This is a genomic window from Sphingomonas sp. Leaf257, assembly GCF_001422185.1.
In the GTDB taxonomy this organism is placed as follows: domain Bacteria; phylum Pseudomonadota; class Alphaproteobacteria; order Sphingomonadales; family Sphingomonadaceae; genus Sphingomonas; species Sphingomonas yabuuchiae.
Genome location: NZ_LMMH01000009.1, coordinates 43,846 through 67,679, shown reverse-complemented (window position 1 = coordinate 67,679; position 23,834 = coordinate 43,846). Strand labels below are relative to the sequence as shown.

Below are 23,834 nucleotides of genomic sequence, written 5' to 3'. Positions count from 1 at the left end.
GCCGCCAGATTGCGGCGGTAAAAGGCGTTCGACTCCTCGGCGGTCGAAAAGCCCGCATATTGCCGGATCGTCCAGGGGCGCCCCGCATACATGCTGGCCCGCACGCCGCGCGTGAACGGCGCGAAGCCCGGCAGGCCGGGGTCGGTCTTCACATCCTCGGCGGTGTAGAGCGGCTTGACCGTGATCCCCTCCGGCGTCTGCCACGACAGGTCGCGACCCTTCACCTCGCGCGCGGCAAGGGCTTCCCAATCGGATAGCTCAGGGCGTTCGGCCATCGGCCACTCCTCATCCACTCTTATTTTGTTTCACTAGAGCGAAATCATCGTGCGCGCGCAAGGGGCGGTATCCTACCGCCCCAGGAAACGCGGCGGGCGCTTTTCGAAAAAGGCCCGGCCGCCTTCCTCGCCGTCTTGAGTGGCACGCGCGCTGCGCTGATCCTCGGCTTCGCGGGCCAGCGCGGTCGCATAGTCGCTGTCGAACCCGGCATGGAGCGCGCGGCGCATCAGCCCCAGCGCGACGCTCGGCCCGGCCGCCAGTCGCTCGGCCAAGGCAAAGGCTTCCGCATCGAGCCTGTCGTCGGCGACGACCTTATGGATCATGCCCCAGTCGAGCGCCCTGGCCGCACCGATCCGCTCGCCCAGCATCATCATCTCGGCCGCCCGCGCGCGACCGATCAGGCGCGGCAGCAGCCAGCTCGCCCCGCCATCGGGCACCATACCGATATTGACGAAGGCGTGGAGGAAATAGGCAGTCTCGCTCGCCACGCAGAAATCGGCCGCCAGCGCCAGGCTGCACCCGATCCCCGCCGCCGCCCCGCGCACCGCGCTGACCACGGGGATCGGCAGGTCGACGAGCGTCAGGAACAGCGGGTTGAAGTGATCGACCAGTGCGCGGTGCACCGTCTCCGGGCCGATCTCGCCGCCCGAAATATCCGCCCCCGAGCAGAAGGCCTTGCCCGCACCCGTCAGCAGGACGGCCCGTGCATCGCCGCGCGCCGCCAGCGCCTCGCCGATCCGGTCGAACAGTTCGGGCGGCGCGGCATTGAGGCGGTCGGGGCGGTTGAGCGTCAGCACCAGAACGCCGCCCCGACGCTCGGCCAGCAGCATGGGCTCGCTCAATGGCCTTTCCCCGGTGCTTCCATCAGCTCGACCAGCACCCCGCCCATGTCGCGCGGGTGGAGGAAGACGACGGGCGTGCCATGCGCGCCGATGCGCGGCTGGCCCAGCAGCGTGGCACCCTTGGCCTGAAGTTCGGCGACGGCGGCGGCCATGTCGGCGACCTCGAAACAGAGATGATGCTGCCCGCCCGCCGGATTCTTCTTGAGGAAGTTGGCGATGGGGGAGGTTTCGTCGAGCGGCTGGATCAGCTCGATCTGGGTGTTGGGCGCGTCGATGAAGCATACCCGCACGCCCTGCGGGGGCAGGTCGAAGGGTTCGCCGATCGCTTCCGCACCCAGGATGTGGCGATAGGTTTCGACCGTCTTTTCGATCGAAGGGGTGGCGATGCCGATATGGTTGAGGCGGCCCAGGGTCATGCGTGGCTCCGATCGGTTTGCGTGACGAGAGCGCCTCCCCTCCCCCGGCCCCTCCCGCTTGCGGGAGGGGAGAGGCTTGGAGCGAGCGCGGTCCACGAGCACGCCCCTCCCGCAGGCGGGAGGGGATGGGGGAGGGCTTCCCCGCTTGCGCCCCTCTCAGAGCGGCAGATTGTCATGCTTCTTCCACGGGTTTGCCAGGTCCTTGTTGCGCAGCTTGCGCAGGCCCAGCGCGATGCGACGGCGGGTCGAGTGCGGCTGGATGACCTCATCGACAAAGCCCTTGCTGGCCGCCACGAACGGATTGGCGAAGCGGGCCTCATATTCGGCCGTCCGCTCGGCGATTTCGTCGGGCGTGCGTCCGCGGAAGATGATCTCGACCGCGCCCTTGGCGCCCATCACCGCGATCTCGGCGGTCGGCCAGGCATAGTTGAGGTCGCCGCGCAAATGCTTGGACGCCATCACGTCGTACGCGCCACCATAGGCCTTACGCGTGATGACCGTAATCTTGGGGACCGTCGCCTCGGCATAGGCGAAGAGCAGTTTCGCGCCATGCTTGATGATGCCGTTATGCTCCTGCGCAGTGCCAGGCAGGAAGCCGGGTACGTCGACAAAGGTCACGATCGGAATCTCGAACGCGTCGCAGAAGCGCACGAAGCGCGCCGCCTTGCGGCTGGCATTGATGTCGAGCACGCCCGCCAGCACCATCGGCTGGTTGGCGACGAAGCCGACCGTGCGCCCCTCGATCCGGCCGAAGCCGGTGATGATGTTGGCGCCGTGGGCGGGTTGCACCTCGAAGAAATCGCCCTCGTCGACGACCTTCGATAGCAGCTCGTGCATGTCATAGGGCTGGTTGGCGCTGGCCGGGATCAGCGTGTCGAGGCTTTCCTCTTGTCTGTCCCAGGCGTCGGCGGTGCAGCTCGTGCATGTCATAGGGCTGGTTGGCGCTGGCCGGGATCAGCGTGTCGAGGCTTTCCTCTTGTCTGTCCCAGGCGTCGGCGGTCGGCCGCTCGGGTACGCCTTCGCGGTTGTTGGCGGGCAGGAAGTCGATGAAGTCGCGCGCCGCCAGCAGCGCCTCGATATCGTCCTCGAACGCGACGTCGGCTACGCCGGTTTTCGTCGTATGCGTGACTGCGCCGCCCAACGCCTCCTGGGTGACGACCTCGTTGGTCACCGTCTTCACCACATCGGGGCCGGTGACGAACATATAGCTCGAGTCCTTCACCATGAAGATGAAGTCGGTCATCGCCGGGCTCCTCGTTGGTCACCGTCTTCACCACATCGGGGCCGGTGACGAACATATAGCTCGAGTCCTTCACCATGAAGATGAAGTCGGTCATCGCCGGGCTGTACACCGCACCGCCCGCGCATGGCCCCATGATGAGGCTGAGTTGCGGCACCACGCCTGAGGCCAGCACATTGCGCTGGAACACCTCGGCATAGCCGCCCAGGCTCGCGACGCCCTCCTGGATGCGCGCGCCGCCGCTGTCGTTCAGGCCGATGACGGGCGCGCCGACCTTCATCGCCATGTCCATGATCTTGCAGATCTTCTGCGCATGGCGTTCGGACAGCGACCCACCGAAAACGGTGAAGTCCTGGCTGAAGACGAAGACCAGTCGCCCGTTGATCGTGCCCGAGCCGGTCACCACGCCGTCGCCGGGGATGACCTGTTCGGTCATGCCGAAGTCGGTGCAGTTATGCTCGACGAACATGTCGAGTTCCTCGAAGCTGCCCTCGTCGAGCAGCACGTCGAGCCGCTCGCGCGCGGTCAGCTTGCCCTTGGCGTGCTGCGCCGCGACGCGCTTCTCGCCACCACCGCCGCTCGCGCGCGGTCAGCTTGCCCTTGGCGTGCTGCGCCGCGACGCGCTTCTCGCCACCACCGGCGCGCGCGGCCGCGCGGCGGCGTTCCAGTTCGACCATCGTCGATGCCATGACCTCTCCTTACGTCTTTGCCCGAGCTTATGCCCGAGTGGCGTGGGGGATGGCAATCGCGGGGATTTCCGTTTTCGTAAGGGGAAGGTGGGTGAACTAAGCTCCCCCTCCCGCAAGCGGGAGGGGGTTGGGGGGAGGGTTGGGAGTCTCACAGAGACCATCGCTGGTGGCCCTGCCCTCCCCCAGCCCCTCCCGCCTGCGAGAGGGGAGTAGATAAGGCTATATATCCAGTGCCCAACCATCCCGCCCCTTGGGATCGAACGGCGCGTTCGGCACGAACCGCTCGCGCCCCGCGCGCAGCCGCAACACGCTCCAATCGCCGCGCCGGTCGACCGTCTCCAGCGTGCAGCCACACGCCTCATAGGCCGCGACCACATCGGTGCGCTGCGTCTCCAGCAGGCCCGCCAACACCAAAGTCGCTTCCGGCCCCGCGATCGCGGCCAGTTCCGGTGCCATCGAGATCAGCGGCCCGGCCAGGATATTGGCGATGACCAGATCATAGGGCGCCGCCGCCATGATCGGATCGGCGAGCGCGCCATCGGCGACGATCAGTTCGACGCCGTCCACCCCGTTGATGGCCGCATTCTCGGCGGTGACGTCGATCGCGATCGGATCGATATCGGTCGCGACGACCTTCGCCTCGGGCCAGAGATGCCGCGCGGCGAAAGCGAGCAGGCCGGTGCCGGTGCCGACATCGATGGCGTTCGTCACCATGCCCGAAGCCATCGCATCGAGCATGGCGAGGCAGCCGCTGGTCGTCTCGTGATGCCCGGTGCCGAAGGCGCGCCCCGCCGGGATGTGGAAGCCGCGCAAGCCCTCCGGCACCACCTCGTCGCCGGTATGGACGAAGAAGCGCCCGACCGAGAGCGGCTCAAGTCCGGCCTGGCTGATCGTCACCCAGTCCTGCGCGGGCACATGCTCGACCGTGGCGGGGTGGTCGCCCGCGCTCGGCACCAGCGCGCGGATCGCTTCGATGGTGGCGGCATCGGGCTCGGCCTCGAAATAGGCGTCGAGCCGCCAATGCTCGCGGTCGTCCTCGATTTCCTCGGTGGTCATGATGACCGCCTCGATCGCCAGGTCGTCGGCGGCGTCGATCGCCTCCGCCTCGTCGCGGGTGCACGGCAGGGTCAGCTTCCAGCTGTCAGCGGACATAGCTTGCTCCATTCACGTCGAGGACCGCGCCGGTCATCGAGGGCGGCGCGTCGGTGCACAGGAAACGGACGGTCGCCGCGACCTCCTCGGGCGAGGCGACGCGGCCGAGCGGGATGTCAGCGAGCAGCGTGTCCCCGCCCCGGCTGGCCAGATAATCCTCGGCCATGCCGGTCATGGTGAAGCCGGGGCAGACGGCGAAGGCGAGGATACCCTGCGCCGCATAGCCGCGCGCGATGGTCTTGGTCATCGCGACCATGCCGCCCTTGGATGCGGCATAATGCCAGTGCGCGGGCGAGTCGCCGCGATAGGCGGCGCGGCTGGCGATGTTGACGATCCGGCCGCCGACGCCCCGCTCCTGCCAGTGCAGCACGGCAAGGCGGCAGAGTTCGGCCGACGCGGTCAAGTTGATCTGCATGGTCCGCGCCCAGCTGTCCGACCAGTCGTCGGCGTCCAGCGGACTCGCCTCGAAGATACCGGCATTGTTGACGAGGACGTCGATCGCGCCGCCCGCCTGCGCCAGCGCCTCCGCCCAGAGCCGGGCGGGCGCATCGGGATCGGAAAGGTCGGCGGCCAGATTCGCGCCGGGGCCGCTGCGCGTGGCATGTCCCAGGACCCGCGTGTCCGGCAGGTCGCCCAGGCTCGATGCGATGGCCGCGCCGATGCCTCGGCTGCTGCCCGTTACCAATATCGTCGTCATGCCCCCGCCGTGCCGGGCGGGGGCCGATGCGTCAACCGCCACCCTGACCTCCTCCCCTGCAAGGGGAGGAATAGGCTAGGCTGCGACTCGCGCGACGAACTGGCTGGCGCTGGTCTTCAGGTCGCCCAGCTGCGTGTCGAGATGATCAAAGCCGCGCCCGACCCGGTCGATCTCCTGCGCGACATGCTCGGTATCCTGGCGGATCGCGGCGATGGTGTGCGACATGGAGTCGGCGGCCAGCGCGGTTTCGTCGACGGCCGCGGTGATCGCGGTGACGGTCTGGGCCTGCGCCTCCATCGCATGGCGGATCCGCTCGGCCGACACCTGAACCTCATGGACCGTCGCCTTGATCGAGGCATTGGTCTCGACCGTAGAGCGGGTCGCGGCCTGGATGGCGGCGATCTTGGTCGCGATGTCGTCGGTGGCGCGCGCGGTCTGGCTGGCGAGGCTCTTCACCTCCTGCGCGACGACCGCGAAGCCCCGGCCCGCATCGCCCGCGCGCGCCGCCTCGATGGTGGCGTTGAGCGCCAGCAGGTTCGTCTGCCCGGCGATGTCGCGGATCAGGCCCAGGATCGATTCGATCGATTTGGCATGGTCCGACAGCATCTCCGACATGCCGACCGCCTGCCCTGCCTGATCGGCGGCGCGGTTGGCGACATCGGCGGCCTGGTCGACCTCGGTGCGGGCATCCTCGATCGCGCGGATCAGCCCTGCGGCGGTCTGCGCCGCCTCGCGCATCGCGACGGCCGACTGTTCGGCGGCGGCGGCGACTTCGCTCGACTTGCCCAGCATCCCGCGCGTCGACAAAGAGGCTTCCTGCGCCTGACGCCGCAGATCGCGGCCCTCGACGCTGGCATTCTCGACCACCGACGAGATGCCGTTGCGGAAGTCGCCCGCCAGCCGTTCGCGCTCGCGCTCGGCACTCCATTCGCGAAAGCCCGCGAACAGCTCGACGGTCAACTCGGTCTCCATGCCGAACAGGCGCAGCAGCGTGTCGATCATCACCTCGCGACGGGGATCGTCGGGCGGCACCGATTCCTGCAATACCTTCAGCGCCGCCCGGTCGCTGGCGCAGGACATGGCCAGCACATCCATCGGCGGCACCCCGGCGGCATAGGCGGACGCGATCGAACGCCCCAGCGACTCGACCCAGTCGCGCCCCGACAAATGGCAGAAGCGGTTGCGCAGATAGGCGCGCCCGGCCGTCAGCTGCCCCTCGCGGTCCATCTTGGTCCAGTCGGGCGCACCGGGATTGGCGCGGCGCCAGTGATTCCAATAGGCCTCGATCACCTCGTCGGCGCGCGACTCGATGGCGGGCCAGAGATCGGCGGCCAGGCGGGTCAGCGCGCCGTCGCCCCCGTCGAAAGCGCGAACCCGCGCGTCAAGATCGATCCCTGCCGTAATCTCCGTCGGCGGAGGAAGATCGGTCTCGGCAACAATATTTTCCCGTTCGGGCATAGCGGCTCCCGCGTTCAGGCAATCGGAACGTGATGCCGCTGATTCTGGCGCAAAAAGCGTTAAAGGCGGGTTAGCCGCCGGACGGGCCATGCCGCCATGGCCAGCCGAGACCGCGAATCTCGCCTCGCGACTTGCATCCTGTCGGCGTCTTCACCATAGGCGTATCCGCAAACCAGCCCGACTTTAGACTGTTCGAGGATCTGCCCTTGGCCGCCCGCAACACCGCACGCCCGCTCTCCCCGCACCTCCAGATCTGGAAATGGGGTCCCAACATGCTGGTCTCCATCCTGCATCGTGCCACCGGCACGGGCATGGCGACCGTGGGCGCGGCGCTTCTCGTCTGGTTCCTGGCGGCGGTCGCCGCGGGTCCCGAAAGCTATGCGACGTTCCGCGACGTCTTCACCGTCCAGTCGGGCGGGCTGAACATCATCGGCTATGTGGTCGGCATCGGCCTGACCGCCTGCCTGTTCCAGCACATGGCCAACGGCATCCGCCACCTGTTCATGGACGTGGGCGCGGGCTTCGAGCTGAAGTCGAACAAGCTGCAGGCGCAGGCCACCATGATCTTCGCGGTCGTGATGACGGTGGCCTTCTGGCTCTATCTGGGGATCAAGTGATGCGTTCGGGAACCGCAATCGGCCGCGTGCGCGGCCTGGGCTCGGCCAAGTCGGGCACCCATCATTGGCTCAACCAGCGCCTGACGGCCGGGTCGAACTTCCTGCTCGTCGTGTGGCTGCTGATCTCGATCCTGCGCCAGCCTTCCTTCGATTACGCCGCGATGCATCTGTGGCTGACCAATCCCTGGGCCGCCATCCCGATGGCGATGCTGGTCGCGTCGATCTTCTATCACATGCGCCTGGGTCTTCAGGTCGTGATCGAGGATTATGAGCAGGACCAGAACCGGGTCGCGCTGCTCGTCGTCATGAACCTGTTCGTCTTCACGATCGCCGCCATCGCCATCTTCTCGATCCTCAAGATCGCCTTTGGAGCCGCTGCATAATGTCTGCTGCCGCCTACAAGATCATCGACCATACCTATGACGCCGTCGTCGTGGGTGCGGGCGGCTCGGGCCTGCGCGCCACCATGGGCATCGCCGAGGCGGGTCTGAAGACCGCCTGCATCACCAAGGTATTCCCGACGCGCAGCCACACCGTCGCTGCGCAGGGTGGCATCGCCGCGTCGCTCGGCAATATGGGTCCGGACCACTGGACCTGGCACATGTACGACACCGTCAAGGGGTCGGACTGGCTGGGCGACCAGGACGCGATCGAATATCTGTGCCGCGAGGCGCCCGCCGCCGTGTACGAGCTGGAGCACGCAGGCGTGCCGTTCAGCCGCACCGAAGAGGGCAAGATCTATCAGCGCCCGTTCGGCGGCATGATGCAGAATATGGGCGAAGGCCCGCCTGCGCAGCGCACCTGCGCCGCCGCCGACCGTACCGGCCACGCCATGCTGCACGCGCTGTACCAGCAGTCGCTGAAGTATGACGCGGACTTCTTCATCGAGTATTTCGCGCTCGACCTGATCATGGACGATCAGGGCAATTGCCGCGGCGTGATCGCCCTGTGCATGGAAGACGGCTCGATCCACCGGTTCCGCGCGCACAATGTCGTGCTGGCGACCGGCGGCTATGGCCGCTGCTATTTCTCGGCCACCTCGGCGCACACCTGCACGGGTGACGGCGGCGGCATGGTGCTGCGTGCGGGCCTGCCGCTCCAGGACATGGAGTTCGTGCAGTTCCACCCGACCGGCATCTATGGTGCCGGCGTCCTCATCACCGAGGGCGCGCGCGGTGAAGGCGGCTACCTGACCAACTCCGAGGGCGAGCGCTTCATGGAGCGTTACGCGCCGTCGGCGAAGGACCTCGCCAGCCGCGACGTCGTGTCGCGTTCGATGGCGATGGAAATCCGCGAAGGGCGCGGCGTCGGCAAGGAGGGGGATCATATCTACCTCCATCTCGACCATATCGACCCCAAGGTGCTGGCCGAGCGCCTGCCCGGCATCACCGAGACCGGCAAGATCTTCGCCGGTGTCGACCTGACCCGCCAGCCGCTGCCGGTGACGCCGACGGTCCATTATAATATGGGCGGTATTCCGACCAACTATCACGGTGAAGTCGTCCGCCTGAAGGACGGCAACCCGGACTCGGTCGTCCCCGGCCTGTTCGCGGTCGGCGAAGCGGCCTGCGTCTCCGTGCACGGCGCGAACCGCCTGGGCTCCAACTCGCTGATCGACCTCGTGGTGTTCGGCCGCGCGACCGGCCTGCGCATCAAGGACACGCTGAAGCCCGGCACGCCGCATGCGCCGCTGCCCGCCGGTTCGGAAGAGCTGGCGCTGGGCCGCCTGGACCACTTCCGCAACGCCGCTGGCAGCTCGACCACCGCCTCGGTGCGCAGCGAGATGCAGAAGACGATGCAGCGCCACTGCGCCGTGTTCCGCACCGACGAGCTGCTGACCGAAGGCCGCCAGATGATCCGCGCCACCTATGACCGGATGAAGGACATCGGCATCAAGGATCGCTCGCTGATCTGGAACACCGATCTGGTCGAGACGCTGGAGCTGGACAACCTCATCAGCCAGGCGGTCGTGACGATGGAATCGGCGTTGAACCGCAAGGAAAGCCGCGGCGCGCATGTGAACGAGGACTTCCCCGATCGCGACGACGCCAACTGGATGAAGCACACGGTTGCGACGTTCGACGGCTGGGGCGGCCAGGGCGGCGGGGTCGAGATCGACTATCGCCCGGTGCATGATTACACGCTGACCGACGATATCGAGTATATCAAGCCGAAGAAGCGGGTGTACTGAGGCCCGGTTTACGGTTCGGAAAAGAGGGGCTGGCGAGCGATCGCCGGCCCTTTTTGTTGTGTGCGGATGGCCTCATCCACTTCTTCTCCCCTCCCGTAGGCGAGTTGCAGGTCGGTCATGCCCCCGGCATGACCTAAACGATGCGGGGCATCGATTACCTGAAACTGGGTTGGGGGAGGGAAAGCCACAGGCGACGCCACGGGTGGAGAGGGCCCTCCCCCCATCCCCCTCCCGCTTGCGGGAGGGGGAGCACCCGGCGGCACGCGACGCAAGTTCCCCACGCCCCCCTTCCGTAATCATTTCGGCAGCGCAGCGGAACGCGAGCGGCGGGGATGGGTTCACTCGGCATGTCCGCATCCGCTATGCTTTCGCCCATGCTGGCCGACCTTGCCCCGCCCCCGCCCCGCCTGTCCGCGACGGACAGCCTGTTCCTCGATTTCGACGGCACGCTGGTCGACCTCGCCGACAACCCGGAAGGGGTGCATGTCAGCACCGAACTCGCCGACAGGTTGGACGCGCTGGCCGCGCACATGCCGGGCCGTCTCGCCATCGTCAGCGGCCGTTCGATCGCGCAGCTCGACGCGCTGTTCGGCCCCCAAGCCGAGCATTTCACCCTCGCGGGAAGTCACGGCGCCGAACGCCGCTCGCCCGAGGACGGCCATGTCCAGCCCGACAAGCCCGACCATCTCGCCACCGCCACCGACGAAATGCGCGCCGTGGCCGAGGCCAACGACCTGTATTTCGAGACCAAGAGCTTCGGCGCAGGCCTCCATTATCGCCGCCATCCGCAAGCCGAACCGCTCGCGATCCGCGAAGCCACCGCCATCGCCGAGCGTCACGGCCTTACCCTGCAACCCGGCAAGATGATGGTCGAGATCCGCCTGCCCGGCGACAAGGGCCGGGCCATCGAGACGCTGATGCAGGCCCCCGCGATGCAGGGAACGGTCCCGATCTTCTTCGGGGACGATGTGACCGACGAGGACGGCTTCGTTGCCGCCGCCGCGCTGGGCGGCGCGGGCGTACTGGTCGGGCCGATGCGCGAGACCGCCGCCCGTTACCGCCTGCCCGATGTCGCCGCCGTCCATATATGGCTCGCCCAAGCGCTGGAGAATGCCAAGTAATGCAACAGGACATGAACCTCTGGCCGATCGGCAATTGCCAGGTTTCCGCGCTGGTCGATTCGGCAGGCCGCTTCGTCTGGGGCTGTGTGCCGCGAGTCGATGGCGACCCGGCCTTTTGCGCATTGCTCGGCGATGGCGAGCCGAAGACGGGCTATTGGGCGATCGACCTGGAGGACCGGGTCTCGACCACTCAAGGCTATCTGCGCAACACGCCAATCCTGGTCACCACCCATATGGACGACCGGGGCAACGGCATCGAGATCACCGATTTCTGCCCGCGTTTCTCGCGCGAGGGCCGCGTCTATCGCCCGACCAGCTATGTGCGGATCGTGCGCCCCATCGGCAGCCCCCGCATCCGCATCGCGCTGCGCGTCGCGACCGACTGGGGCACGCCCACCGAGCGGACCCAGGGGTCCAACCATATTCGCTATCTGATGACGCAGCAGACGCTGCGCCTGACCACCGACGCGCCGGTCGGCCATATCGCCGCCGAACAATGGTTCCGCCTCGAACGCCCGATCCACATGTTCCTGGGCCCGGACGAGAGTTTCGCGGGCGTGCTCAGCGAGGCGAGCCGCGCCATGCTGGAGCGCACCACCCATGAATGGCATCACTGGGTGCGTGGCCTCGCCACCCCGGTCGAGTGGCAGGCTGTGGTCATCCGCGCCGCCATCACGTTGAAGCTGTGCCAGCATGAGGAAACCGGCGCGATCGTCGCCGCGCTGACCACCTCGCTGCCCGAACATGCCGATTCGGGGCGCAACTGGGACTATCGCTACTGCTGGATTCGCGACGCCTATTACACGGTGCAGGCGCTCAACCGGCTGGGCGCGCTCGACGTGCTGGAGGGGTATCTGGAGTATCTCCGCAACATCGTCGATGCCGCGCGGGGCGGGCATATCCAGCCGCTCTACGGCGTCGGTGGCGAGGCGACTCTGGTCGAGCGGATCGAGACCAAGCTGCCCGGCTACCGCGCCATGGGTCCGGTGCGGGTCGGCAACCAGGCCTATGAACAGATCCAGCATGATGCCTATGGCCAGATCGTGCTGTCCGACGTGCAGGCGTTCTTCGACACCCGCCTGTTCCGCATGTCGGGCGTCGAGGATTTCCACTCGCTGGAGCGCGTCGGCGAGCGGGCCTGGGCCAAATACGACCAGCCGGACGCGGGGCTGTGGGAACTTCGCACCAAGAGCCACGTCCATACCTATTCCGCCGCCATGTGCTGGGCCGCGTGCGACCGCCTCGCCAATGCCGCGCAGGCGCTCGGTCTGGAGGAACGCCGCGCCTTCTGGCAGGAGCGCGCCGACCTGATGCGCGAGACGATCGAGCAATCGGCATGGCGCGAGGAAACGCAGCGCATGTCGGCGACCTTCGGCGGCGACGATCTGGACGCCAGCATCATCCAGCTGCTCGACCTGCGCTTCCTGTCGCCCGACGATCCCCGCTTCCGCTCGACGCTGGATGCGGTGGAAAAGGGGCTGCGTCGGGGCAGCCACATGCTGCGCTATGCGACCGAGGATGACTTCGGCCTGCCGCATACCGCCTTCAATGTCTGCACTTTTTGGCTGATCGAAGCGTTGTATGTCACCGGGCGTCATGAGGACGCCTGCGCGCTGTTCGAGGAGATGGTGGCGCGCTGCACCCCCGCCGGGCTTCTGTCCGAGGATATCGACCCGAATACGGGCGAGCTGTGGGGGAATTATCCGCAAACCTATTCGCTGGTCGGCCTGATCAACTGCGCCGTCCTGCTGAGTAAACCATGGAGTGCCGTGCGATGAGTCGCCTGATCGTCATCTCGAACCGGGTCCAGCCGCCCACCACCGGGCCGGGCGGAAATCAGGGCGGGCTGGCGGTCGCACTCCTCGCCGCCTTGCGGGAACAGGGCGGTATCTGGTTCGGCTGGTCGGGGGAGACCACCGACCAGTTCAGCGGCCATATCAACTTCCAGCAGGGTGGCGGCGTGACGACCGCCACGATCGACCTGGAAGAACAGGATATCGACGAATATTATAACGGCTATGCCAACCGGACGCTGTGGCCGCTCTTCCATTATCGGATCGACCTGACCGAGTTCGAGCGCGACTTCGATTCCGGCTATGCGCGTGTCAACGATCGCTTCGCGGAAACGGTGCAGCCGCTGATCGAGCCCGACGATCTGGTCTGGGTGCATGACTATCACCTGATCCCGCTGGGCCGCGACCTGCGCAAGCGGGGGTTCAAGAACCGGATGGGCTTCTTCCTCCACATCCCGTGGCCGCCGGTGCGGCTGCTGATGTCGCTGCCCAGCCATCGCAAGCTGGTCGAGTCGCTGTTCGCCTATGACGTGGTCGGCTTCCATACCGAGGACTGGCTGGACAGCTTCCGCGACTATGTGACCAAGGAGTTGGGCGGGACGCTCGGCGAGAATGGCGAAGTGACGTGGAACGGCCGCACCATCCAGGCGATCCGCGCCCCGATCGGCATTGAGACCCGGGAGTTCGAGGAAGCCGCGAACGGCCATGACGCCCGTTTCGCGCGCGAGCGCATGTATATGTCGGCCACGGGGCGTAGCCTGATCGTCGGCGTCGACCGGCTGGATTATTCCAAGGGGCTGGCCGAGCGTTTCCTGGGTTACGAACGCTTCCTGGCGCAGAATCCCGAACGACGGGCACTGGTCTATATGCTCCAGATCGCGCCGCCCAGCCGCGAGAAGGTGAACACCTATCAGGAAATTCGCGCCAATCTCGATGCGCTGTCGGGGCGGATCAACGGCGAATATGCCGATATCGACTGGGTGCCGATCCGCTACGTCAACAAGGGCTTTCCCCGGCCGGTGCTGGCGGGCATCTATCGCGCGGCCCGCATCGGGCTGGTCACCCCTTTGCGCGACGGGATGAACCTGGTCGCCAAGGAATATGTCGCGGCGCAGGACCCGGAGGACCCCGGCGTGCTGATCCTGTCGCGCTTCGCCGGTGCCGCCGAGCAGTTGAAGGACGCGGTCCTCATCAACCCGTACAGCGCCGAGGAAATGTCCGACGCGATCGTCCAGGCGCTGGCCATGCCGCGTGCCGAGCGTATCCGGCGTTGGGAAAGCCTGATCGAAAATGTCCGGCGCGAGGACGTGTTCTGGTGGTGCGAGCTGTTCCTGGCCGCATTGCGCGGGGACGGGGTGAAGGCAGAGGCCAAGGTGATCGAAGAGGCGGCATCCTAAAATTCCTCCCCTTTAAGGGGAGGTGGCGCGCATAGCGCGTCGGAGGGGTGTCCCGCTATCGAGAGGGTGACACCCCTCCGTCAGGGCTTCGCCCTGCCACCTCCCCTTGCAGGGGAGGAATTTGCGGATGGTGCTCCAACCGCCGCCGGGGCAAGGCCTCGGGCATGTCGCGCCGGATATAGTCCAGCAGCCCCTCCCGGATCTCACAGCGCAGATCGAACGCGGTCGAAGCATCGCGCGCCGTCATCAGCCCGCGCACCTCGATCGAGTCCGGCTTCACGTCCGTCACCTGCATGTTGAAGAAACGCCGGTCCCAGCGCGTGCTCGCCTCGACCAGTTCGCCCATCTTCTCGCGCAGGCGCGGAATGTCCGCCGCCGGATCGAGATACCAGAAGACCGAACCCAGCAACTGGCTGGTCTCGCGCGTCCAGTTCTGGAAGCTGTTCTCCAGGAACTTGGCGACCGGCACGACCAGCCGCCGCTCGTCCCAGATGCGGACCACGACGAAGGTCAGGTGAATCTGTTCGATCCGCCCCCATTCATTGTCGATGATGACCACGTCGTCGAGGCGGATCGGCTCGGTAAAGGCCATCTGCACGCCCGCGATCAGGTTCTTGAGCGCGGGCTGCGCGGCGGCACCGACGACCAACCCTGCGATACCCGCCGACGCCATCAGCGTGACGCCGATGGTCCGGATGCCAGGCACGCTGAGCAGCATCAGGCAGACGGTCAGGAACACGATCAGAAAGATGCCGATCCGCCCCAATATCTGTGCCCGCGTCCGCTTTCGCCGGGCGCGGAGATTGTCCTCGACACTGATATCGGCGCGCAGATAGACCACGCCCTGAAGTGCGCGCAGCGCGGATACCGCCAGCCAGCCGAGCAGGGCGGGCACACAGAAACCCAAGGCCTGCCGCCAGATTTCGCGCCCATCGCTCGACATCGGAACGAGGCGCATCGCGAAGCTGACCGCGATGGCGATCGCGACCCAGCGCAGGGGCTGGCGGATATGCGCGAGGACCAGATCGTCGCTCTGGCTGGCCGTCCGCCGCGCGGCATGCCCTGCGATCCGCATCGCGACGCTGTGCACCAGCACGGCGACGAGGATCGCGACCGCAATGATCGTCAGGTTTTGAAGCCACAGCCATTCGGCCGGTATGTCGAGCGATCGAAGCCAGCGCATGGGGGGCTAAAGGGTGGGAGGGGCGAAGGTTCCTTGTGGGGGCGGGATTCCCTTGGCCTTCGACTTCGCTCAGGCCGAACGGCGTTTGGAGCAAGCCCTGTTCCCAACCTCCGTTCAGCCTCAGCGAAGTCGAAGGCCACGCGATTACCTTGCCCCCAAGACAAAAAGACGCCCCCCGACCAAAGCCGGAGGGCGTCTTCGTCATGTCCGGATCACCGCGCCGGGCGAACCGCACCGGCAGGTGCCGGAGCCGCGGCAGGCGGCGGGGGCGGCGGAACCGGCGCACCCTGCGGTGCCGCACCGTTTACCGGCGCAGGCGGAGGCGGCGGGGGCACCGCACCCGGTGCGCAACCACCCGGCGGGGGCGGCGGCGGGGCGCCCGGACCACCCGGAGCACCGGGTCCGCCCGGACCGCCGGGGGGCGGCGGAGGCGGCGGCGGGCCGTCACCACGGGGGCCACCGGGGCCGCCATCGGGGCCACGCGGACCGCCCGGCGGGGGCGGAGGCGGACCGACCGGAGTGACCGTCCCCTGCGGATTGACCAGATACTGGGCGTGCATGATGCCGTCGTCATAGCGGCCCTGCACCATCACGTTGCTGCCGACCGCAGGCATCGCGTCGCGGTTGCTGGCGACCATCGCCCGGCCGGTGCCGTCCTGGACTACGAAACGGTCGCCGAAGACTTCGGCCACGCGCCCCTTGGCGGTGACGACGCCGCTGGTCGAGGCCAGCTTGGCGATGGGCGTCTGGACGGTCGGCGCCATGGTGACGTTCGGCCGGGTCATCGAGACGGCGGCAGCGCCACCGCCAGCGCCCAGTGCGATCAGGACCGCAGCGGCGGCGGCGAGCGGCGCCTTGCCCTGCAGACGGGGGGTCGGAATATGGAAACGAGACATTGTCGATCTCCTTGGTTGATGGAGATGCTTTTAGGTGATTCGCCCCGATGCCCGCTGAACCGCGCGGTTCAGATTGGGTTTAGGCTATGCGACGATAGCGGGGCGATAAGGGGATAACGGACAGGTCATGCGGATTTTGCTGGTCGAGGATGATCCCGCACTGGGCCCCGCCATCGCGCGGGCCTTGCGCGCCGAGCAATGCGCGGTCGATCTGTTCGACCGGGGCGTCGATGCGGGCCATGCGGGCGATACCGAAATCTATGACGCCGCCGTGCTCGACCTGGGCTTGCCCGATGGCGACGGCATGACCCTGTTGCGTCAATGGCGCGAGGCGGGTCGCGCCCTGCCCGTGCTGATCCTGACCGCACGCGATGGCTGGTCGGACAAGGTGGCCGGGTTCAAGGCGGGCGCGGACGATTATCTGACCAAGCCCTTCCGCGTCGAGGAACTGGTCATGCGCCTGCGCGCGCTGGTCCGCCGTGCGGCGGGCCATGCCCAGCCGCGCCTGACCTGCGGGCCCCTCTCCTTCGACAGCCAGACCGGACAGTTCGAGCTGGACGGCTTGCCGCTGAAGCTGACCGCGTTCGAGTGGCGCGTCCTGTCCGCGCTGATGCTGCGTAAGGATGCGGTCATCCCCCGACTGGAACTGCTCGAGCGCGTCTATGAAGGCGATGCCGATGTCGATTCCAACAGCCTGGAGGTGATCGTCGGCCGCCTGCGCAAGAAGATCGGCGCCGATTTGATCGAGACCGTGCGGGGCATGGGCTATCGCCTGACCGCCGGAGAGGCCGCGTGAGACTGCCCCGGTCGATTCACGGCCGGATGATCCTGATCTCGGGGGCGGCGATCCTGGCGGCATTGCTGCTCGCGGGCTGGGGGCTGGCGAGCGCGCTGGAAGGGATCGTCACGCGCGGGCTCGACCAGCGGCTCGATTCCGAGATCGCCGTCCTCGCTTCCGCCGTCGACAGACAGGGTAAGGTCGACCGGGCCCGCATCGACCAGCGGCGCAGTTTGCTGGAGCCCGAACCCGGCTGGCGCTGGCGGATCGCGGGACCGGACGGGGTGATCGGGTCGGGTGACTTTCCGCCGCTCGCCGCGCCGCATCCGCCGGGGCCTGTCGAGGGCGGCCCGCCCCCTGCCCCCCCGCCCGGCGGGCCCACGCCCGTCGAGCCGCCCCGCCCGGCCGAGGGTCGCACCGAACAGGGCGTTCGCGTCCATGCCCGGCAGGTCACCATCCCCTCGACACGCGGGGCCGTGACGATCACCGCCGCCGCCCCGCGCGCGGTCGTGGCGCGACCGATCCGTGCCGCGCTGGTGCCGCTGCTCGCGATGCTGGCGGGTCTGGGCGTGCTGCTCGCCGCCGCCAGCCTGATCCAGTTGCGGCTCGGCCTGCGCCCGCTGCGGCGGCTGCGCGAAGAGGTGGCCGCCATCCGGACGGGCGAGCGCACCCGCGTCGATGAGGACCAGCCCGCCGAGCTCCAGCCGCTCGCCGCCGAGCTGAATGCGCTGACCGCCGACAGCGAACGCGCGCTGGCGGCCGCCCGGGCCTCGGCGGCCAATCTGGCGCATGCACTCAAGACGCCGGTGGCGACTCTGGCGCTCGATCTGGCGAACGATCCGCCCCGCGCCGCGCAGGTCGCGCGGATCGATGACACCATCCGCCACCACCTCGCGCGCGCCCGGGTGCAACTGGGCACGAGTCGCGCCGCAACGCTGCTGCGCCCCGCAATGGCCGACCTTGCCGATGCCATCGCGCGCATCCATGCCGAACGGGGCGTACGTATCACCACCGACATCGCCGACGATCTGTCGGTCATGATGGACGCGCAGGATTTGGACGAGGTGGCGGGCAATCTGGTCGACAATGCCGCCCGCCATGCCCGCAACCGGGTGACCATCACGGCGGTCGCGGAAGGGCGGCAGATCCGGCTGAGCGTTACCGATGACGGCCCCGGCATTCCGGAGGCCGACCGGTTCCGCGCGACGCAGGCGGGCGCGCGGCTCGACGAGCGCGGCGACGGGCATGGCTTCGGCCTGGCGATCGCGCGCGAACTGGCCGAACTGCATGGCGGTCGGCTAGTCCTGGATGAAGCACCGGGCGGCGGCCTGTCGGCCACCGTCCTGCTGCCCCGCGCCGCGCGAACCGAATAGACAGGAGAGGATAATGATCGCCAACCGCTTGCGCCCGCTGGTCCTGCTGCCCGCGCTGGCCCTGCTGCTCCAGGCGCAGAACGCACCGCCCTCCCCCGCCGATATCTACGGCCCGCTCTTTGGCGCGGTGCAGGAAGCGCAGGTCTTTCCCGACGGCAAGACCTTTGCCGACGCGGTGCCGCGCGAGGACCCGCAGGCGATCATGGCCGCCTATGCCCGCGAAAAGCCGGTCGGCAAGGACGCGCTGGCCGCCTTTGTCCGTCGCTATTTCTCGGTACGCGGTGATACCCAGACCAAGCCCCCCTTGCGCGAGCGCATCCGCCAGCTCTGGCCGATCCTGGGCCGCGCGCCTTTCACGCCGGTGGCGGGATCGTCGGCGCTGGGCCTCGACCATGGCTATGTCGTGCCGGGCGACCGGTTCCAGGAGATTTATTACTGGGACAGCTATTTTACGATGCTGGGCCTGAAGGCGGACGGCCAGGCCCCGCTGATCGAGGCGATGCTGGCCGATTTCGTCGATCTGGTCGAGCGTTATGGCCATGTCCCCAACGGCACGCGGACCTATTATCTCAGCCGGTCTCAGCCGCCTTTCCTCGCGCTGATGATGGACCTATCGGACAATCGCGATCCCGTACTGGCGAAGCGGCGACTGGCGGCGCTGGTGCGCGAGCATGATTACTGGATGGCGGGGGCGAACTGCCTCGATGCCTCGGGGGCCTGCGCCCATGTCGTGCGGATGCCCGATGGCAGCCTGCTCAACCGCTATTGGGATGCGCGCGAAAGCCCTCGCGACGAAAGCTGGCGCGAGGACCGCGAAACCGCCGCCAAGGCCGCGCCGCGTGCCGCTGGCGTCGTCCAGCGCGACCTGCGGGCGGCGGCGGAATCGGGCTGGGACTTCAGCTCGCGCTGGCTGGCCGATCCGATGCGGCTGGAGACGATCCACACCACCGATATCGTGCCGGTCGATCTCAACAGCCTGTTGTGGATGGCCGAAACCCGCATCGCCGCACGGGCGATGGCGGCGGGGGATGCGGCGACCGCGCGGCGCTTCACCGATATGGCGGCGCGGCGCAAGTCGGCGATCGACCGCTATCTCTGGGGGGCGGCCGAAAGACGCTATGCCGACTGGGACCGGGTGGCCAAGCGGCCCACGCCTGCGAAGACCGCCGCATCGCTCTTCCCGCTATTCGCCGGACTGGCCAGCGCGGACCAGGCGCGTGCGGTCGCCGCCACGACCCGTGCCACGCTGATCGGCGAAGGCGGCCTGCGCACCACGGGCCTGCGCACCGGCCAGCAATGGGATGCACCCAATGGCTGGGCGCCGCTGCAATGGATCGCGGTCGAGGGGCTAGGGCGGTACGGCGAACAGGCGTTGGCCAAGGACATCGCCCGCCGCTGGGTCGCCACCGTCGCGCGCACCTATGCCGAGACGGGCAAGCTGCTGGAAAAATACGACGTCGAGGAACGCAAGCCCGGCGGCGGCGGGGAATATCCGACGCAGGACGGCTTTGGCTGGACCAACGGCGTGACGGCGGCGATGCTGGAGCGGTGGCCGGATTTGGGCTGAAACGACCGATGACCTTCTGCTCCCCCTCCCGCAGGCGAGTTTCAGGTCGGTCATGCCCTCCGGCATGACCTAAACGATGCGGGGCATCGTTTACCTGAAACTGGGTCGGGGGGAGGGCCGGGAACCTCGCAGAGACCGTAGCCTGTGGCTTTGCCCTCCCCCAGCCCCTCCCGCTTGCGGGAGGGGAGCAAGAAGGCAAGAAACCCCCTCCCCTGGGCGCCCGCATCGTGTAGCGGACGCCGCATGACCGACACCCCGCACGCCATCCTCGGTATCGACTTCGGCACCACAAACTCGGTGATCGCCCGCGCCGAGGGCGGCGACTCGCATCTCGTCCCGCTCAAAGCGCCGAAGGGCGAAGACCCCGTCTTCCGCTCGGCGCTGTGTTTCTGGGAGGATGACGGGATCGAGGTCGAGGCGGGGCCATGGGCCATCGCCGAATATCTCGACTTTCCGGGCGGCAGCCGGTTCATCCAGTCGTTCAAGTCGGTCGCCGCCTCGCCCGTGTTCGAGCACGCGACCGTGTTCGACAAACGCTATCGCTTCGAGGAACTGGGCCGCGCCTTTCTGGACCGGATGGCGGCGCGCAGCGGCGGCACCCTCGACGGCAAGGCGAAACGGATCGTCGTCGGGCGGCCGGTCGAATATGCGGGGCACCGGCCGGACGAGGCCTTGGCTCGCCAGCGTTACGACGCGATGTTCGCGCGGCTCGGGGCCGAAATCCATTATGTCTATGAACCGCTGGGCGCGGCGTTCAGCTATGCGTCGCGGATCACCGAGCCTGCCACTGTGCTGGTCGCCGATTTCGGCGGCGGCACCAGCGACTTTTCGGTCGTGCGCATCGCCGCCCCCGGCGCGGATCGGCGTTGCGAGCCGCTGGGCCATGCCGGTGTCGGTATCGCTGGCGATCGGTTCGACCAAAGGCTGATCGACCATCTCGTCCTGCCGCTGCTGGGGGCGGGCGGAAAATATCGCTCGTTCGACAAGATACTCGAAATCCCACGCGGCTATTTCGCCGATTTCGGCGACTGGTCGCGGCTGGCGCTGATGCGCAATCGCAAGACGCTGGCCGAACTGGAAAAGCTGCGCCGCGCCGCGCTCGACCCCGAGGCCATCGGGCGGATGATCGCGATCATCGAGGAGGAGCAGGGATATCGACTCTACGATGCGGTCGGGCGGGTGAAGCGCGACCTGTCGGCGGCGGAGGACGCGCGGTTCCGTTTCGAAGGCGGCGGGCTGTCGATCGAGGCGGATGTGGCCCGCAAGGATTTCGAAAGCTGGATCGCGCCCGACCTCGCGCGGATCGAGCAGGCGGTCGACCGGGCGCTGACGGCGGCAGGGACCGAGGCGGGCGCGATCGACCGGGTGTTCCTGACCGGCGGCACCTCCCTGATGCCCGCGATCCGGCAAATGTTCGAGCTGCGCTTCGGCGGCGAGAGGATCGCGACCGGAGGTGAACTCACCTCGATCGCGCATGGCCTGGCGTTGATCGGGGAGCAGGCGGATATCGGGGCCTGGGCGGTCTGAAAGCCCCTCCCGCAGGCGGGAGGGGTTGGGGAGGGCACGGCCGCAAGCGACGGTCTCGGTGAGACTCCTTACCCTCCCCCATCCCCTCCCGTTTACGGGAGGGGCGTGCATTACGGCTTAGCTCAGAACCCCTTCTTCAGCGTCACGAACCACTGGCGCGGGGCACCGGCGAGCAGCGTCTGGTTGTCGCCGCTGGCCGTGAAGCCATTAGTGCCGATGGTCGCGATATAGCGCTTGTCGGTCAGGTTGGTCACGCTGCCCTCGATCGCGAAACCGCCCCATTCCTTCGGGAACCGATAACCGATGCTCGCGTCGACCAGCACTCGGCCCGCGACCGACTGGTCGTTCAGATAGGTGAAGTAGCGCTTCGACATATAGTCCGCGCCGACGCGGCCGAAGAACCGGCTGTCGTCATAGACCAGCTCGCCCTTGACCATGTTCTGCGGCGTGTCGACGACGTAACGCCCCTTTTCGGCGAGCAGATTGCCCGAGCCGTCGCGCACCGTCTGCTGATAGGTGGCATGATTGTAGGAATAGCTGGCCAGCGCCGAGAAGGCCGAGGTCAGGCGGTAAAAGGCCGAAACCTCCGCGCCATAGCTTTCCACGCCGCCGACATTGTTCAGCGTCGGCGGAATACCCTGGATCGCGGTGCCGACCGAATAGGTCAGCAGGCGGTCGGAAAAGTCGATATAATAACCGACCGCCGACAGCTGCAGCCCGCCGGTGCGATAGCGGACGCCGCCCTCGGCCGTCTTCGACTTTTCGGGGCGCACGGTGCCCGCGACCGAATTGAATGCCGCCTGGCTGATCGAGAAGGGCGCAGCCGTCGCCGCCGCGATGAAGGCGCGCATATTTTCGGTATAGCTGGCGAAGACTTCCGCCTGGTTGCCTAGGTGCAGCACCGCACCGACCTGCGGCAGGAACCAGTCCTCGCTCTTGATCCGACCGCGTGCCAGCGTGCCGGCCAGCGTGTTCGCCTGGTTGCGAACCCGCATCCCCTTCCAGCCGCCATTGAGGGTCAGCTGGCCGATGTCGAGCGTATCGCCGACCGAATATTGCAGCGTCTCGGTGTCGTACTTGCCGTTCCAGACGGTCGCCATCGGATTGCGCTGGAAATCCAGCGCGCTGCGGTTCGGCGTCGCGGTGTCGGTCATGCCATAGAGGCGACGCGCCTGGTGCAGCGTGTTGCTCTCATACCAGCCGGTCAGCTCCAGCTTGTTGGCACCGGTGGTCAGCGCCAGCTTGGCGATCGTGCCGGCGCGGTCGAGGCTATATTCGGTCGTGCGGAACGACAGCGGCGCGGGGTTGGTGATCGGCGTGCCATCGGCATTGGGCGCGCCGAGCTGGGTCGGGCTGTAGGGCGTGATCCACGAGCCTTGGCCCTTGTTATGGTGGTAATAGCTGGTCGAGGTCAGCGACAGCGCCTCGGTCAGCTTGGCCGCGAAGGTCACGCCGCCCAGATAGTCACGGCGCAGGCCCGCCGCATCATAATAGCCGTCGTCCAGCGTGATGCCGGTCGGCAGGCCGATGCCGATCCCGGCATAGGGCGCGGAAAAGCCGGTCAGCGACCCGTTATTGGCGCGCGCATAGGCCGCGGCCGCGGCGCCGTTGGTCGCCTGCTTGGCATAGAGGATCGCGAGCGGATAATCGTTCGTGATGTTGTCGTTATAATAGCCGCGACGCTTGATGATATCGAGGCTCAGGTCCTGATAGTCATTCTCGCGACGATCCGAGAAGTTGAAGAAGCCGGTGATCGATCCCCGGTCGCCGAAGTCCTTCACGATCTTGGCATTGGCCTGATGCTGGCGCTGGCTGCCGAAACCCTTCCACTTGTCGGTGGTCAGATAGGAATAGCTCAGATAGCCCTTCAGGCCGCCGCCCAGGTCGCCGCTGTCGGCGCGGACAAAGGCGCGGATCGTGTCGTTGCTGCCATAGGTGCCCGAGGCGGCGAGCGCGGCGGTGTCGGACGGCGCGCGGCTGGTGAACTGGATGGTGCCGCCCAGATTGCTGGTCGAGGCGGTGCCGAGTGCGCCCGCACCCTGCGCCACGCTGGTCGAGCCGATATTCTCGGAAATGATCGCGCGGCTGATATGCAGGCCGTTGGTCGGGCCATAGCTCATGTCGCCCAGCGGCACGCCGTCGAGCGTGAAGCCCAGCTGGTTCTGGTTGAACCCACGAAGCGAGATGCGGGTCGACCATTCATAGGCCCCGAACGGATCAGCCGCCTGGAAATTGACGCCCGGCAGCTTCGAGATCGCCTTGAGCGGCGACGTGCCCGGGGTCAGCCGGTCGAGATCGGCGGCGGTGATCGTCTGCACCTGGCGGCTCTGGCCGAAGCCGAGCACGACGACATCGGCCGGGACATTGGCCTGCTCGCCCTCGGGCGCGGGATCGGCCGCCACCGGATCGGTGGTCGTGCCGGTGACGGCGGCCTGTACGGGCAGCGTCTGCGCCGACGCACCCGATGCGATCAGCGCCAGCGGCGCGACACCGATCAGAAACTTTACCATGTAATCTGGCCCCCAAATGGCTCGTTAACCCAATGGAGCGGGCGCATGGGGCCGGTGCGTGACACCGTGGCGACAGCGTAATGACCGGAATGTGACGGGGTGGAGTTGTGG

19 protein-coding genes and 1 pseudogene are annotated in these 23,834 nt (G+C 67.3%); 10 read left to right on the top strand and 10 right to left on the bottom strand.

Translation table 11 applies throughout. The annotated features are described in order from the left end of the window. The 7 genes and pseudogenes from ASF14_RS07265 to ASF14_RS07235 form a co-directional block, all read right to left on the bottom strand. Positions 1–275, bottom strand: a 275-nt coding sequence (locus tag ASF14_RS07265) for a methylmalonyl-CoA mutase family protein (protein ID WP_236696975.1), incomplete at its 3' end; no start/stop codon positions are given. A gap of 72 nt (positions 276–347) precedes the next feature. Continuing rightward, positions 348–1,118, bottom strand: coding sequence for an enoyl-CoA hydratase-related protein (locus ASF14_RS07260; protein WP_056433586.1), 771 nt, complete (start codon positions 1,116–1,118; stop codon positions 348–350). Beyond that, the gene (mce, locus tag ASF14_RS07255) at positions 1,115–1,534 is read right to left on the bottom strand and encodes a methylmalonyl-CoA epimerase (protein WP_056433583.1); all 420 of its coding nucleotides are present in this window, start codon (positions 1,532–1,534) and stop codon (positions 1,115–1,117) included. The genes ASF14_RS07260 and mce overlap by 4 nt, the downstream gene beginning before the upstream one ends. Before the next feature lie 156 nt (positions 1,535–1,690). Continuing rightward, positions 1,691–3,348 (bottom strand): annotated as a pseudogene (locus tag ASF14_RS07250) (acyl-CoA carboxylase subunit beta); the annotation flags it as partial. Positions 3,349–3,682: 334 nt separating this feature from the next. Continuing rightward, the gene (locus ASF14_RS07245) at positions 3,683–4,615 is read right to left on the bottom strand and encodes a 50S ribosomal protein L11 methyltransferase (protein WP_056433580.1); all 933 of its coding nucleotides are present in this window, start codon (positions 4,613–4,615) and stop codon (positions 3,683–3,685) included. Next, positions 4,605–5,312, bottom strand: a complete 708-nt coding sequence (locus ASF14_RS07240; RefSeq protein ID WP_056433577.1) for an SDR family NAD(P)-dependent oxidoreductase — start codon at positions 5,310–5,312, stop codon at positions 4,605–4,607. The genes ASF14_RS07245 and ASF14_RS07240 overlap by 11 nt, the downstream gene beginning before the upstream one ends. Before the next feature lie 75 nt (positions 5,313–5,387). Further along, positions 5,388–6,770: a methyl-accepting chemotaxis protein gene (locus tag ASF14_RS07235; RefSeq protein ID WP_056433574.1), complete on the bottom strand. Its 1,383-nt coding sequence runs from the start codon at positions 6,768–6,770 to the stop codon at positions 5,388–5,390. A gap of 206 nt (positions 6,771–6,976) precedes the next feature. Between ASF14_RS07235 and sdhC the strand changes: the two genes are divergently transcribed. The 6 genes from sdhC (at position 6,977) to ASF14_RS07205 (ending at position 13,889) form a co-directional block, all read left to right on the top strand. Further along, positions 6,977–7,387, top strand: a complete 411-nt coding sequence (gene sdhC / locus ASF14_RS07230) for a succinate dehydrogenase, cytochrome b556 subunit (RefSeq protein WP_056433601.1) — start codon at positions 6,977–6,979, stop codon at positions 7,385–7,387. Beyond that, the gene (sdhD, locus tag ASF14_RS07225; protein ID WP_056433571.1) at positions 7,387–7,770 is read left to right on the top strand and encodes a succinate dehydrogenase, hydrophobic membrane anchor protein; all 384 of its coding nucleotides are present in this window, start codon (positions 7,387–7,389) and stop codon (positions 7,768–7,770) included. Before sdhC ends, sdhD begins: the two co-directional genes overlap by 1 nt. After that, the gene (gene sdhA / locus ASF14_RS07220) at positions 7,770–9,578 is read left to right on the top strand and encodes a succinate dehydrogenase flavoprotein subunit (RefSeq protein WP_056433568.1); all 1,809 of its coding nucleotides are present in this window, start codon (positions 7,770–7,772) and stop codon (positions 9,576–9,578) included. The genes sdhD and sdhA overlap by 1 nt, the downstream gene beginning before the upstream one ends. 347 nt (positions 9,579–9,925) lie before the next feature. Further along, positions 9,926–10,699, top strand: a complete 774-nt coding sequence (gene otsB / locus ASF14_RS07215) for a trehalose-phosphatase (RefSeq protein WP_236696973.1) — start codon at positions 9,926–9,928, stop codon at positions 10,697–10,699. 11 nt (positions 10,700–10,710) lie between these two features. Beyond that, the gene (locus tag ASF14_RS07210; RefSeq protein ID WP_443025767.1) at positions 10,711–12,477 is read left to right on the top strand and encodes a glycoside hydrolase family 15 protein; all 1,767 of its coding nucleotides are present in this window, start codon (positions 10,711–10,713) and stop codon (positions 12,475–12,477) included. Then, entirely contained in the window at positions 12,474–13,889 is a 1,416-nt protein-coding gene (locus ASF14_RS07205) for an alpha,alpha-trehalose-phosphate synthase (UDP-forming) (protein ID WP_236696972.1), read from the top strand. The genes ASF14_RS07210 and ASF14_RS07205 overlap by 4 nt, the downstream gene beginning before the upstream one ends. A 55-nt stretch (positions 13,890–13,944) precedes the next feature. On the opposite strand, the gene ASF14_RS07200 is transcribed toward ASF14_RS07205, so the two are convergent. Both ASF14_RS07200 and ASF14_RS22015 read right to left on the bottom strand, forming a co-directional pair. Continuing rightward, positions 13,945–15,072 carry a mechanosensitive ion channel family protein gene (locus ASF14_RS07200; protein ID WP_056433556.1) on the bottom strand — a complete coding sequence of 376 codons (1,128 nt, stop codon included), beginning with the start codon at positions 15,070–15,072 and terminating at the stop codon, positions 13,945–13,947. Between the two features lie 212 nt (positions 15,073–15,284). Further along, positions 15,285–15,968: a hypothetical protein gene (locus ASF14_RS22015; RefSeq protein WP_056433553.1), complete on the bottom strand. Its 684-nt coding sequence runs from the start codon at positions 15,966–15,968 to the stop codon at positions 15,285–15,287. A gap of 127 nt (positions 15,969–16,095) precedes the next feature. On the opposite strand from ASF14_RS22015, the gene ASF14_RS07190 reads away from it, so the two are divergent. The 4 genes from ASF14_RS07190 to ASF14_RS07175 all read left to right on the top strand — a co-directional run bounded on the left by ASF14_RS07190 (position 16,096) and on the right by ASF14_RS07175 (position 21,213). Then, a complete protein-coding gene (locus ASF14_RS07190) occupies positions 16,096–16,764 on the top strand; it encodes a response regulator (RefSeq protein ID WP_056433550.1) in 669 nt (222 codons plus the stop codon). Further along, positions 16,761–18,119 carry a sensor histidine kinase gene (locus tag ASF14_RS07185; protein WP_330218779.1) on the top strand — a complete coding sequence of 453 codons (1,359 nt, stop codon included), beginning with the start codon at positions 16,761–16,763 and terminating at the stop codon, positions 18,117–18,119. The genes ASF14_RS07190 and ASF14_RS07185 overlap by 4 nt, the downstream gene beginning before the upstream one ends. Before the next feature lie 13 nt (positions 18,120–18,132). Further along, positions 18,133–19,686 (top strand): alpha,alpha-trehalase TreF, encoded by a 1,554-nt coding sequence (gene treF, locus ASF14_RS07180; protein WP_056433544.1) that lies wholly within the window; start codon positions 18,133–18,135, stop codon positions 19,684–19,686. Positions 19,687–19,929: 243 nt separating this feature from the next. Next, positions 19,930–21,213: an Hsp70 family protein gene (locus tag ASF14_RS07175; protein WP_056433541.1), complete on the top strand. Its 1,284-nt coding sequence runs from the start codon at positions 19,930–19,932 to the stop codon at positions 21,211–21,213. A 122-nt stretch (positions 21,214–21,335) separates the two neighbouring features. Here ASF14_RS07175 and ASF14_RS07170 read toward each other — a convergent pair whose 3' ends face one another. Next, positions 21,336–23,723 (bottom strand): TonB-dependent receptor, encoded by a 2,388-nt coding sequence (locus tag ASF14_RS07170; protein ID WP_056433539.1) that lies wholly within the window; start codon positions 23,721–23,723, stop codon positions 21,336–21,338. Positions 23,724–23,834 lie beyond the last annotated feature (111 nt).

Excerpts from the sequence above, each read along its gene's own strand:
- mce (WP_056433583.1), bottom strand. The coding sequence starts at position 1,534 with ATGACCCTGGGCCGCCTCAACCATATCGGCATCGCCACCCCTTCGATC.
- ASF14_RS07245 (WP_056433580.1), bottom strand. The coding sequence starts at position 4,615 with ATGTCCGCTGACAGCTGGAAGCTGACCCTGCCGTGCACCCGCGACGAG.
- ASF14_RS07240 (WP_056433577.1), bottom strand. The coding sequence starts at position 5,312 with ATGACGACGATATTGGTAACGGGCAGCAGCCGAGGCATCGGCGCGGCC.
- ASF14_RS07235 (WP_056433574.1), bottom strand. The coding sequence starts at position 6,770 with ATGCCCGAACGGGAAAATATTGTTGCCGAGACCGATCTTCCTCCGCCG.
- sdhD (WP_056433571.1), top strand. The coding sequence starts at position 7,387 with ATGCGTTCGGGAACCGCAATCGGCCGCGTGCGCGGCCTGGGCTCGGCC.
- sdhA (WP_056433568.1), top strand. The coding sequence starts at position 7,770 with ATGTCTGCTGCCGCCTACAAGATCATCGACCATACCTATGACGCCGTC.
- otsB (WP_236696973.1), top strand. The coding sequence starts at position 9,926 with ATGTCCGCATCCGCTATGCTTTCGCCCATGCTGGCCGACCTTGCCCCG.
- ASF14_RS07210 (WP_443025767.1), top strand. The coding sequence starts at position 10,711 with ATGAACCTCTGGCCGATCGGCAATTGCCAGGTTTCCGCGCTGGTCGAT.
- ASF14_RS07205 (WP_236696972.1), top strand. The coding sequence starts at position 12,474 with ATGAGTCGCCTGATCGTCATCTCGAACCGGGTCCAGCCGCCCACCACC.
- ASF14_RS07200 (WP_056433556.1), bottom strand. The coding sequence starts at position 15,072 with ATGCGCTGGCTTCGATCGCTCGACATACCGGCCGAATGGCTGTGGCTT.
- ASF14_RS22015 (WP_056433553.1), bottom strand. The coding sequence starts at position 15,968 with ATGTCTCGTTTCCATATTCCGACCCCCCGTCTGCAGGGCAAGGCGCCG.
- ASF14_RS07190 (WP_056433550.1), top strand. The coding sequence starts at position 16,096 with ATGCGGATTTTGCTGGTCGAGGATGATCCCGCACTGGGCCCCGCCATC.
- treF (WP_056433544.1), top strand. The coding sequence starts at position 18,133 with ATGATCGCCAACCGCTTGCGCCCGCTGGTCCTGCTGCCCGCGCTGGCC.
- ASF14_RS07175 (WP_056433541.1), top strand. The coding sequence starts at position 19,930 with ATGACCGACACCCCGCACGCCATCCTCGGTATCGACTTCGGCACCACA.
- ASF14_RS07170 (WP_056433539.1), bottom strand. The coding sequence starts at position 23,723 with ATGGTAAAGTTTCTGATCGGTGTCGCGCCGCTGGCGCTGATCGCATCG.